The organism is Paraburkholderia sp. IMGN_8 (assembly GCF_038050405.1).
Lineage (GTDB): Bacteria > Pseudomonadota > Gammaproteobacteria > Burkholderiales > Burkholderiaceae > Paraburkholderia.
The window spans coordinates 2,931,763-2,943,256 of the sequence record NZ_CP150900.1; the positions used below are offsets into that span (position 1 = coordinate 2,931,763).

Here is an 11,494-nt window from a genome sequence, read left to right on the forward strand (position 1 = left end):
GTTCAATGTGTTCCGTCGATCAATTGGAGGCATACGATGGCAGCAAAGAAGATCCTGTTCCTGACCGGCGACTTCGCCGAGGATTACGAAACGATGGTGCCGTTCCAGGCACTGCAGGCAGTCGGCCATGTAGTCGACGCGGTGTGTCCGAACAAGAACGCAGGCGATCGCATCAAGACCGCCATCCATGATTTTGAAGGCGACCAGACCTACACCGAAAAGCCGGGTCATCAATTCACACTCAACGCGTCCTTCGACGACGCCGATGCCCGCCAGTACGACGCGCTAGCGATCGCCGGCGGCCGCGCGCCGGAGTATTTGCGGCTCAACCATAAAGTGATCGAACTCGTGCGGCAATTCGCCGAAGCGGGCAAGCCGATCGCGGCGATCTGTCATGCCGCACAGTTGCTGGCCGCCGCCGACGTGATCCGCGGCAAGCGCATTTCCGCCTACCCGGCCTGCGCGCCCGAAGTGAAGCTGGCCGGCGGCGAATACGCCGACATTCCGGTCGACGCTGCGATCACCGACGCCAATTTCGTCACCGCGCCCGCGTGGCCCGCTCATCCCGAGTGGCTGCGTCAATTCCTCGTGCTGCTCGGCACCCGCATCGAACTCTGATCTCACAGCGGGCGCCTTGTCCTTGCGACAACGTGCGCTCGCTCATCCCATCAGCATTTGAGACTAGTCCGATAGTTTGCAGCGGAAGGCTCTCCTACAGTTGCCGGCTGACTTGGGAGCCTTTTCCGATGGAACTGATTGATTGGATCGTCATTCTCGCCGTCACGCTAATGACAATTGCTTTTTTCTGCGCGCGCACGCCGGCCAGCTGGTCGCGGGAAAACCGCGCGCGCCGTCTTGCCGGCACGCGTCTGCTGGTGCAAGCCGCGTGCTCGCTGTGGGCGGCGCTGCTGATCCTCGCACACGGCCTGTTCGCGCTCGACGGCCTGCCCGGCTTGCACCCCGCCCCTCTGGAGGCGCTCACGGGCGTCGTTATCCTCATCTGCTTCAGCTGCTACTGGTCGATTCGCGCGAGCAAGCTGCTCAAACCGCGCCGTCTGTTTACCGCGTACTGACGCTCTGCGCCGAATTGGCGGCGCGCGCAGCAGCACTGCCGCCGCCACTTAGATCACGGCCATCACGCCCACCGCGACCATCACGCATCTCCCGCGCATCGCGAACTTCGTTAAGATCGCCCGCTTCAAGCGTGGCCTGCGCCGCCTCGGCAGCCAGGTGCGCCGCCCGCGCCTCGGCCTCGGGCAATGACAGATAAAAGGTCGTCCCCTGAGCTTCTTTCGACTCCGCCCACACGCGCCCGCCGTGCCGCTCCACCATGCGCCGAACCAGCGCGAGGCCGATCCCCTCGCCCGCAGCCACATTGCCGTGCAGCCGCTGAAACGCGTTAAAAAGCCGCGGCAACGCGACGGCCGGAATGCCCAGACCGTTGTCCCGCACATAGAAAATCCGTAGCGAATGCACGCCCGGCGGCGCCGGCGTCGTGCCGATCTCGATGCGGCCTTCGCGCGACGGGTCCAGATAATTGACCGCATTGCCGATCAGATTCGCGAACACCTGCTCGAGCGCGGTCGGGTCGCCCCAGACCGCCGGCAATTCATCGACGATGACGCGGGCGCGGCGCGCCCGGATCGACGCCTGCATCGCATCGACCACACGGGGCACGATGTCACGCACCTCGACCTTCTGCTGCCGGTACTCGACGCGGCCGACGCGCGAGAGCCGCAGCAGCGCGTCGATGATGTGCGATGCGCGCAGCACGGCCGTCTGCAAGTAGTGCAGCGCTTCGCCGATATCCTCGTCGACCACCCGCTCGATACGCTGCCGGGTCTCGGCCGTGAGCGACGACTCGCGCACTGCCGCGCGCAACTCGTCGCAGGCGCGAATCAGTTCTTTAGAAAATCCCTGCAGATTCACCAGCGGCGCGCGCAGATCGTGCGACACGCTGTAAATGAACATTTCGTTTTCCTGGGTCTGCTGCCGCAAGGTCTCGTTGATGCGCGCGAGCTCACCGGTGCGGCGCGTGAGATCGGACTGGAAGCGCGCCTGGAAGCGCTCGGCTTCGAGTAGACGCCGGCTGGTTTCGTGCAAAGTCAGATCGAGCCGGGCAATCTCGTCGGTGCCTGGGCCGAGCGGCGCTAGCGGCTCATTTCCCGCAAGGCGCCCGGCGTTGTCGGACAGCAGCGCGAGGCGGCCGCGCACGCCGCGCGTAAAAAGCCAGACCGCGAGCGCGACGAACAGCAAGGAACCGAACACCGCGGCGACCACCAGCATCTGCTGACGTTCGCGCGCGGCGTCGGCGGCATTCGAGCGCTCCGTGTCGAGGCGCCGCTCTTCGGTCTGGAACGCCACCACCTGCTGGCGGAAACGATCGAGCACGTCGGCCGCCGCGAGATCGCGGAACCGCTCGACCACATCGCGCCGCCGCCCGGAACGCAGCATGTCCTGCATGCGATCCGACCACTGGCGATACGCCTGCACAGCCTGGCGCACCTGAACCACGCGCTCGACTTGCGCCGGGTTGTCGGCAACCAGTTCGGCCAGTTGATCGATGCGCCGGTCGACGTCCACCCACAGCGTGACAGGCGTGCCGAAGCGGGTATCGCCGGCGAGCACCGCACCACGCAGACGCACCGATTCGCCGAGCACCGGTTCGAGAATCGCGGTGGTCTGGCGCAGTACTTCTTCGCTATGGATGGCCCATTGCTCCGCTTGCGTCGCATCCGCCTGCGCCTTGACCAGTCCGGACAGGAGCGCCAGTTCGAGGAAGGCCGGAATCGCGATCAGCAGCAAGCCTTTGGTGGTCAGTCTCATGCGTGCGCATTGGAGTTCGGTGGCCCGGCAGCTGATGCGCGGGGACGGCACATTATGTCGGCGTTTTAACGCGAAGACAAAGACAGAGCGCGGCGTGACGGCGGTTCTTCAAGTAATGGTGGAGACCGTGCTCCGAGAATGAGCATTCGCCTTCGGGAATTTTAATTAAAACGTAAATCAAATCGGATAAATTGCCCAAACTTGGGGCATTTTGACCGCCGCAATACCGAAATGCACCTTTACTGTGCATTCCTTGCGATTAAAGGTACTTATCGTGTAGCCGGCCGCACAGTGCAGCAACCACTACAAAGCGCATTCCGGTGCGGCTTTGCACCGAATCGAGGCTTTCGGCACAAGTTTGGCCCGCTTCTTGCGTTCACTGCCCGCTTTTTTTGGCATAAGCGGGACACATCGATGGAAAGCTTGAAAACCGGCACCGATACCCTCTTCCTGTTGTTGGGTGCCGCAATGGTGCTCGCCATGCATGCGGGCTTCGCGTTTCTCGAACTCGGTACGGTACGCAAAAAGAATCAGGTCAACGCGCTGGTCAAGATTCTGGTGGACTTCTCGGTCTCGACGATCGCGTATTTCTTCATCGGCTACACCATCGCCTACGGCGTGCAGTTTTTCGGCAGCGCCGAGTCGCTGGCCGCGCACAACGGCTATGCGCTGGTGCGCTTCTTTTTCCTGCTGACCTTCGCCGCGGCGATTCCGGCGATCGTTTCGGGCGGCATCGCCGAGCGCTCGAAATTCAACCCGCAACTATTCGCAACCTTCGTGCTGGTCGGCTTCATCTACCCGTTCTTCGAAGGGATCGCGTGGGACGACCGCTTCGGCATCCAGACGTGGCTTACCCAATTGTTCGGCGTGCCGTTTCACGACTTCGCGGGCTCCGTGGTGGTGCATGCATTCGGCGGCTGGGTCGCGTTGCCGGCCGTGCTGCTGCTCGGCGCGCGCCACGGCCGCTATCACCGCGACGGCGGCATCGCCGCGCATCCGCCATCGAATATTCCGTTCCTGGCGCTGGGCGCATGGGTGCTGGCAGTCGGCTGGTTCGGCTTTAACGTGATGAGCGCGCAGACCATCGACAAGATCAGCGGTCTGGTCGCGGTCAATTCGCTGATGGCGATGGTCGGCGGCACGCTGACGGCGTGGCTCGCGGGCCGCAACGACCCCGGCTTCACGTACAACGGGCCGCTCGCCGGACTGGTCGCCGTATGCGCCGGCTCCGATGCGATGCATCCGCTCGGCGCGCTGGTGACCGGCGGCATCGCGGGCGCGCTGTTCGTCTACATGTTCACCTGTGTGCAGAACCGCTGGCGCGTCGACGACGTGCTCGGCGTGTGGCCGCTGCACGGCCTGTGCGGCGCGTGGGGCGGGCTGGCGGCGGGCATCTTCGGCTTGCACGCGCTCGGCGGGCTGGGCGGCGTGTCGTTCGGCGCGCAACTGATCGGCACGCTAGGCGGCATCGCGATCGCGTCGCTCGGCGGCACGCTTGTATACGGCGCGATTCGCCTGACAGTGGGCCTGCGGCTCGACCAGGAAGACGAATACAACGGCGCGGATCTGTCGATCCACAAGATTTCGGCAACGCCGGAGCGCGAAAGCGTCGGCTGATTATCGATATCGCCTCCGCGGCACGGCGCACGGTCCCCGCAGCGGGCGCCGTGCCGATGATAGACTTGCGCGCCGGAGCGGCTTCGTCGCCAGCGCCTCGACTGCTTCGAGGCCGACGATGCACCGGCAGCGGGCCGACCGCGCGCCGCTTCGCCCAGGCTGGCCGCGGACACGGCGGCCGGCGCGCTCCATCCGCTCCGACGACCATTCGACACTGCTGCCACACCTTATCGATATGTATCTGTCCATTCTCGCGGTTGGCATCGGCGGCGCGCTCGGCTCGCTGTTCCGCTGGTTCCTCGGCATCCGTCTGAACGGCTTATTTGCCGGTTTGCCGCTCGGCACCTTCGCCGCCAATGTGATTGCGGGCTACATCATCGGCGTCGCCGTCGCGGGGTTCGCGCGGGCGCCGCAGATCGCGCCGGAATGGCGGCTTTTCGTCATTACCGGTCTGATGGGCGGCCTGTCGACCTTCTCGACCTTTTCAGCGGAAGTCGTGCAGCGTTTGCAGGACGGCCGGCTCGGCTGGGCCGCCGGCGAGATCGTGATTCACGTGGGGGCGTCGCTGGTGATGACCGTGCTCGGGATTGCGACCGTCGCGCTGCTGGCGCGCTGAAGCGCCCGATGCGTAGCGGTAGCGCTATCGCGTTGCCCGCAACCTCACGTGTGCCCCCGCCGGCGCGAAACGACGCGATTTCCGCCGCTGCCGCGCGGCCATATACGTCGCCAAATACCGAAGGACGAAAAAAAAGACGTCACGTTGCCGTGACGCCTTAAAAAGTTCTAGCCATTCCGAGGGCCGTGCTAGAACCTGAGAGACGGTATTTCGAAAGTTTGCCCGGCGACGCGGACAGGAACAGCGCGGACAACTGGCAGACACAATGCGGACAGCGGCGCGACCACGTTTGGCTCAAAACTTCAGTTCAAAACTTGAAATTCTCGAACACCAAACCGTCTTTCGAAATGAGGTTCCATTTTTTATGGTTATGCTGACTAAGTCAAGAAAAATTTGGAGAGCCTTCATTCGTCTCGGCAAAATATTCCGATACAATGAATCTTCATATAAAAAATGGACTCCATGCCCCATCAAGGGTCCGTCGGCAGACGATATTGCCGGTTGGCCGCTAATAGCGTGTGATCAAATAAATTGAAATATAGTTCCAAAAAAACGACATGATCCGACCAACGCCTTCCCAGACTGCTGCTGACCCAGCCAGAGAGAAAGAGGGCTCGGGAGACGAAGTCACCGCGCTGGCACGCGGCTTGACCGTGCTGCGCTCGATCGCGGCCGCTGACGCGCCGCTCAGCAACCGCGAACTGACCGAACTCACCGGCATTCCGAAACCGACCGTCTCGCGGATCACGGCCACGCTGGTCAGTGCGGGTTTCCTGTTCCGTTTGCCGGACAGCGAACGTTTCGTGCTGACATCGTCCGTGCTGGAACTGAGCAACGGCTTTCTGCGCAATTTCGACATCCGGGCCCGCGCGCGGCCGTTCCTGATCGAACTCGCCGAACGCACCGCCCTGTCGGTACACCTGGCCGTGCGCGACCGCCTCGACATGGTGGTGATCGACGCAATCCGGCCGCGTTCGGCGGTGCTGGTGTCGCGCCTCGAAATCGGCTCGCGGATGGATCTGAGCCGCACCGCGATCGGCCGCGCCTATCTCGCGGCGCTCGCCGAACCGGAACGGGAAAAGCTGCTGATCGGCTTGCAAGCCGCTGAAGGCGACGATTGGGGTCACGTCAGCAGCCGGCTGGAAGCCGCGCTGCAAGAAACCACCGAGCAAGGCTTCGCCATCGCAACGGGGGAATGGTACAACGGCCTGAACGCGATCGCGGCGGGTTTCATCGGACCGTCAGGCGAACGCTATGCGGTTAACTGCGGCGGTTCGGCGGACCAGTGTCCGCGCGACTGGCTAGTGGCGCGCGCGGCGCCGGCGCTGCTCGAATGCATCTCGAAAATCGTCCTCGAAATCGGCGGCACACCTGGGCGCCGCCTCGACAACTGAACCGCGTCGAAGCACCTCGGCCAAAGCCCGGCGCATCCTGTAACCTTCGTAATCAAAAGAAAAATACACGGGTGGACTGTTACAGAGCGCGCGACGTAGGATCATGCATTCCTGTCGCGGGGCGCTGCGCGGGATTGCCGCTGCAGGGTGCTGCCGGGGGTGCTAAATGAGGCTCGCTTGCAGTTGTGTCCGGCGCGGTACCTTACCGGCATCGTTGCCGTGGTATGCGCAGTTCGCTGCAGCAATCCGGCTTACTGCATCGGTCTATAACGGCCCGGCCGACCTGTCACGATGGCGCACCGCATGAACATCTTTGGTTAACATCTTTGCCCCGCGCCTCGGGTAGCATCGCGCTGAACACGCGTGATGCCCCCGCTGTCGAAACCGCCTGTTACGCCGCGTGCGTGCCGAGCCGCCGAACTGTCGAGCGGCCTGCCACCCAGCGGCTCACATCCAAGCCAGCCACCTGATCGAACCGATGGACGAACTACAAAAGCATTCGGAAACCTCACGCCCTGCCACTCCGGCTTCCCAACCGGGTTCGCAACCGTCCACCACCGGCCGGCAGGCCGGCGGTCCCGCGGACGCCCCAGGCGTAGTGCGGAGGCATCGCGGCCGCACTATCGCACTGATCGTCGCAGTGCTGGTGATCCTTGGGTTCGCGCTGTGGCGCTGGCATCCGTGGGGCGGACCGGCCGGCAGCGCCAGCGCGGCTGCCGGAGCGAGCGGCGCAAGCAGCGGCCGCGCGGGCCGCGGCGGCCCCCCGGGAGGCATGGCCAACATGCCGCAGCCCGTTCACGTCGCTACCGCCACGCAAGGCGAGATGCCGGTCGTGCTGAGCGCGCTCGGCACGGTCACGCCGCTCGCCAACGTGACCGTGCTGCCGCAATTGAGCGGCGTGCTGCAGGACGTGTATTTCACGGAAGGCCAGATGGTCAAGAAGGGCGATGTGCTCGCGCAGATCGACCCTCGTCCGTATCAGATCTCGCTCGACAACGCGCAAGGCACGCTGGCGCGCGACGAGGCGCTGCTGCAAACCGCCCGCCTCGACCTGAAGCGTTACCAGACCCTGCTCGCGCAAGACTCGATCGCAGCCCAGCAGGTCGACACGCAGGCCTCGCTCGTCAGGCAATACGAAGGCACGGTGAAGTCCGACAAGGCCAACATCGACACCTTCAAGCTCGACCTGGTCTACGCGCGCATCACCGCGCCGGTGTCGGGGCGAGTCGGCTTGCGCCAGGTCGATCCGGGCAACTACGTGACGCCGAGCCTGACCAACGGCATCGTCGTGATCACGCAGTTGCAGCCGATCAGCGTGATCTTCACGACCTCGGAAGACAACCTGCAGCAAATTCTCCAGCAAACGCAAATCGGCGCGAAGCTCTCGGTCACCGCTTATGACCGCAGCAACACGACCTCGCTCGAAGGCGGCACGCTCGAAACGCTCGACAACCAGATCGACACCACCACCGGCACGGTCAAGCTGCGCGCGATCTTCCAGAACACGAAGAACCTGCTGTTTCCGAATCAGTTCGTCAACACGCGCTTGCTGGTGAGCACGATCAAGGACGCGGTGATCGTACCGACCCCGGCCGTGCTGAACGGTTCGATGGGCCAGTTCGTGTACGTCGTGAAACCGGACAATACGGTGACGGTGCGACCGGTCAAGATCGGCCCGGTCGACGGCGAACGCACCAGCATCAAGTCGGGCCTGCAAGTCGGCGAGCGCGTCGTGATCGACGGTTCGGACCGCCTGCGCGAAGGCGCGCAGATCACGATTCCGGCCGACAGGCCGCGCGGCGCCTCGGGCGCCCGCGGCGCGAGCGGAGCGGCCGCGGCATCGGGTGCATCCGGCGCACGCGGGCATCACGGCAGACATCCGGCGCAAGCCTCGCAATAAAGGCATGGCAATTACCGCATGAATCCATCCCGCGCCTTTATTCTGCGTCCCGTCGGCACTGCCCTGCTGATGGCGGCGATCATGCTGGTCGGTCTCGTCGCGTTGCGCTTCCTGCCGCTGTCCGCGCTGCCCGAGGTCGACTATCCGACGATCCAGGTGCAGACCTTCTATCCGGGCGCGAGCCCGGACGTGATGACTTCATCAGTCACCGCGCCGCTCGAACGGCAGTTCGGGCAGATGCCGTCGCTGAATCAGATGTCGTCGCAAAGCTCGGCCGGCTCTTCGATCATCACGTTGCAGTTCAGCCTCGATCTGCCGCTCGACATCGCCGAACAGGAAGTCCAGGCCGCGATCAACGCAGCGGGCAACCTGCTGCCGTCCGACCTGCCCGCGCCGCCGATCTACGCGAAGGTCAATCCGGCTGACGCGCCGATCCTCACGCTGGCGCTCACGTCGAAAACGCTGCCGCTTACGCAGGTGCAGGATCTCGCCGACACGCGCCTCGCGCAGAAAATTTCGCAGGTCGCGGGCGTGGGTCTGGTGAGCCTGTCCGGCGGTCAACGCCCGGCCGTGCGAATTCAGGCGAATCCGCGCGCGCTCGCCGCGTACGGTCTGAATCTCGACGACCTGCGCACCACCATTTCGAACCTGAACGTCAACACGCCAAAGGGCAATTTCGACGGCCCCACGCGTAACTACACGATCAACGCGAATGATCAGCTGACCGACGCCGACGCGTACAAGAGCGCGGTGGTCGCGTACAAGAACGGCCGCGCGGTGATGCTGACGGACGTCGCCACCATCGTGCAGGGCGCGGAGAACACCAAGCTCGGCGCGTGGGTCAACAACACGCCGGCAATCATCCTGAACGTGCAGCGCCAGCCCGGCGCGAACGTGATCCAGGTGGTCGACAGCATCAAGGCGCTCTTGCCGCAGCTGCAGCAGGCGCTGCCCGCCGCGCTCGATGTCGAGATCATCACCGACCGCACCACCACGATCCGCGCGTCGGTGCGCGACGTGCAGTTCGAACTGCTGATGTCCGTGGTGCTGGTGGTGCTGGTGATGTACCTGTTCCTCGCCAACATCTACGCCACGATCATCCCAAGTCTGTCGGTGCCGCTGTCGCTGATCGGCACGCTCGCCGTGATGTACCTGTGCGGCTTCTCGCTCGACAATCTTTCGCTGATGGCGTTGACGATCGCGACCGGTTTCGTGGTCGACGACGCGATCGTGATGATCGAGAACATCGCGCGCTATGTCGAAGAAGGCGACTCGGCATTGGAGGCCGCGCTGAAGGGCTCGAAACAGATCGGCTTCACGATCATTTCGCTGACGGTTTCGCTGATCGCCGTGCTGATTCCGCTGCTGTTCATGGGCGACGTGGTCGGGCGGCTCTTCCACGAATTCGCGATCACACTAGCGGTGACGATCGTGATCTCGGCGATCGTCTCGCTGACGCTCGTGCCGATGATGTGCGCGAAGCTCCTGCGCCACACGCCGCCGCCCGAAAGCCACCGCTTCGAAGCAAAAGCGCACGCGTTCATCGACTACGTGATCGCCCGTTATGCCGTCGCGCTCACGTGGGTGCTGAACCGGCAACGCTCGACGCTGTTCGTCGCGGTGCTCACGCTGGTGCTGACCGGCGTGCTGTATGTGTTCATTCCGAAGGGCTTCTTCCCGGTGCAGGATACCGGCGTGATCCAGGCGATCACGCAGGCGCCGCAGTCGGTATCGTATGCGTCGATGGCCGAGCGGCAACAGGAACTCGCCGCGCAGATCCTGAAGAATCCGGACGTGGAAAGCCTGACCTCGTTCATCGGCGTGGACGGCAGCAACATTACGCTCAACAGCGGCCGCATGCTGATCAACCTGAAGCCGCGCGACGACCGCAAGAACACCGCGAGCGACGTGATCCGCCAGTTGCAGCAGGACGTCGCGCATATTCCCGGCGCGTCGCTATACATGCAGCCGGTGCAGGATCTGACCATCGATTCGACGGTCAGCCCGACGCAGTATCAGTTCATGCTGACTGATCCGAACATCAGCGAATTCACCACCTGGGTGCCGAAGCTGGTCAACCGGTTGAAGCAGTCGCCGGAACTCGCCGACGTGGCCACCGACTTGCAGGACAACGGCCAGTCGGTCTATATCGAGATCGACCGCGCCACCGCGTCGCGTTACGGCATCACGCCCGCCACCGTCGATAACGCGCTGTACGACGCGTTCGGCCAGCGCATCATCTCGACCATCTTCACGCAGTCCAACCAGTACCGCGTGATTCTGGAGGCGCAGCCGCAGATCCAGCACTACACCGAATCGCTGAATGCGATCTACCTGCCCTCTTCCACGTCGTCGGGCGGCCAGGTGCCGCTGTCGTCGATCGCGAAGTTCGTCGAGAAGCCCGCGCCGCTGCTGGTCACGCACTTGAGCCAGTTCCCGGCCACCACCGTGTCGTTCAACCTCGCGCCCGGTTCGTCGCTCGGCGCGGCGGTGAAAGCGATCGCTCAGGCGGAGAAAGATATCGGCTTGCCTGCTTCGTTCCAGACACGCTTCCAGGGCGCGGCGCTGGCGTTCCAGGCGTCGCTCTCGAACGAGCTGTTCCTGATTCTGGCGGCGATCGTCACGATGTATATCGTGCTCGGCGTGCTGTACGAGAGCTTCATCCATCCGATCACGATTCTGTCGACGCTGCCGTCGGCCGGGGTCGGCGCATTGCTGGCGCTACTGATGACCGGGCATGATCTCGACATCATCGGCATCATCGGTATCGTGTTGCTGATCGGTATCGTGAAGAAGAACGCGATCATGATGATCGATTTCGCGCTCTATGCCGAGCGCGAGGAAGGCAAGCCGCCGCGCGAGGCGATCTACCAGGCGTGTCTGCTGCGCTTCCGGCCTATTCTGATGACCACGCTGGCCGCGCTGCTCGGCGCGCTGCCGCTGATGCTCGGCACCGGCGCCGGGTCGGAATTGCGCCGGCCGCTCGGTATCGCGATTGCCGGCGGCCTGGTCGTGAGCCAGTTGCTCACATTGTTCACGACGCCGGTGATCTATCTCGCGTTCGACTCGCTCGGCCGCCGGGCGCGCGAGCGCTTCAATCGCGGCAAGCCTATGCCACCCGCCACCGATGCAGGGAACTGA

8 protein-coding genes are annotated in these 11,494 nt (G+C 63.8%); 7 read left to right on the top strand and 1 reads right to left on the bottom strand.

What is annotated here, in order from left to right; genetic code table 11:
* The first annotated feature begins 36 nt into the window (after positions 1 to 36).
* On the top strand, positions 37 to 618 hold the full coding sequence (locus WN982_RS13520; RefSeq protein ID WP_341312489.1) for a DJ-1/PfpI family protein: 582 nt from the start codon (positions 37 to 39) through the stop codon (positions 616 to 618).
* A gap of 128 nt (positions 619 to 746) precedes the next feature.
* A complete protein-coding gene (locus WN982_RS13525; RefSeq protein ID WP_341312490.1) occupies positions 747 to 1,073 on the top strand; it encodes a hypothetical protein in 327 nt (108 codons plus the stop codon).
* Here the strand turns inward: WN982_RS13525 and WN982_RS13530 are convergent.
* Entirely contained in the window at positions 1,060 to 2,826 is a 1,767-nt protein-coding gene (locus WN982_RS13530; RefSeq protein ID WP_341312491.1) for an ATP-binding protein, read from the bottom strand. The genes WN982_RS13525 and WN982_RS13530 overlap by 14 nt on opposite strands.
* A gap of 414 nt (positions 2,827 to 3,240) precedes the next feature.
* Here WN982_RS13530 and WN982_RS13535 point away from each other — a divergent pair, with 414 nt between their 5' ends.
* The 5 genes from WN982_RS13535 (at position 3,241) to WN982_RS13555 (ending at position 11,494) form a co-directional block, all read left to right on the top strand.
* Positions 3,241 to 4,443 (top strand): ammonium transporter, encoded by a 1,203-nt coding sequence (locus WN982_RS13535; RefSeq protein WP_341312492.1) that lies wholly within the window; start codon positions 3,241 to 3,243, stop codon positions 4,441 to 4,443.
* Between the two features lie 235 nt (positions 4,444 to 4,678).
* Positions 4,679 to 5,059, top strand: a complete 381-nt coding sequence (gene crcB / locus WN982_RS13540; protein WP_115101867.1) for a fluoride efflux transporter CrcB — start codon at positions 4,679 to 4,681, stop codon at positions 5,057 to 5,059.
* Positions 5,060 to 5,616: 557 nt separating this feature from the next.
* Positions 5,617 to 6,453, top strand: a complete 837-nt coding sequence (locus tag WN982_RS13545) for an IclR family transcriptional regulator (protein ID WP_341312493.1) — start codon at positions 5,617 to 5,619, stop codon at positions 6,451 to 6,453.
* A 478-nt stretch (positions 6,454 to 6,931) separates the two neighbouring features.
* Positions 6,932 to 8,353, top strand: a complete 1,422-nt coding sequence (locus tag WN982_RS13550; RefSeq protein WP_341312494.1) for an MdtA/MuxA family multidrug efflux RND transporter periplasmic adaptor subunit — start codon at positions 6,932 to 6,934, stop codon at positions 8,351 to 8,353.
* An 18-nt stretch (positions 8,354 to 8,371) separates the two neighbouring features.
* A complete protein-coding gene (locus WN982_RS13555) occupies positions 8,372 to 11,494 on the top strand; it encodes an MdtB/MuxB family multidrug efflux RND transporter permease subunit (protein WP_341312495.1) in 3,123 nt (1,040 codons plus the stop codon).

Excerpts from the sequence above, each read along its gene's own strand:
- WN982_RS13535 (WP_341312492.1), top strand. The coding sequence starts at position 3,241 with ATGGAAAGCTTGAAAACCGGCACCGATACCCTCTTCCTGTTGTTGGGT.
- crcB (WP_115101867.1), top strand. The coding sequence starts at position 4,679 with ATGTATCTGTCCATTCTCGCGGTTGGCATCGGCGGCGCGCTCGGCTCG.
- WN982_RS13520 (WP_341312489.1), top strand. The coding sequence starts at position 37 with ATGGCAGCAAAGAAGATCCTGTTCCTGACCGGCGACTTCGCCGAGGAT.
- WN982_RS13530 (WP_341312491.1), bottom strand. The coding sequence starts at position 2,826 with ATGAGACTGACCACCAAAGGCTTGCTGCTGATCGCGATTCCGGCCTTC.
- WN982_RS13545 (WP_341312493.1), top strand. The coding sequence starts at position 5,617 with ATGATCCGACCAACGCCTTCCCAGACTGCTGCTGACCCAGCCAGAGAG.
- WN982_RS13525 (WP_341312490.1), top strand. The coding sequence starts at position 747 with ATGGAACTGATTGATTGGATCGTCATTCTCGCCGTCACGCTAATGACA.
- WN982_RS13555 (WP_341312495.1), top strand. The coding sequence starts at position 8,372 with ATGAATCCATCCCGCGCCTTTATTCTGCGTCCCGTCGGCACTGCCCTG.
- WN982_RS13550 (WP_341312494.1), top strand. The coding sequence starts at position 6,932 with ATGGACGAACTACAAAAGCATTCGGAAACCTCACGCCCTGCCACTCCG.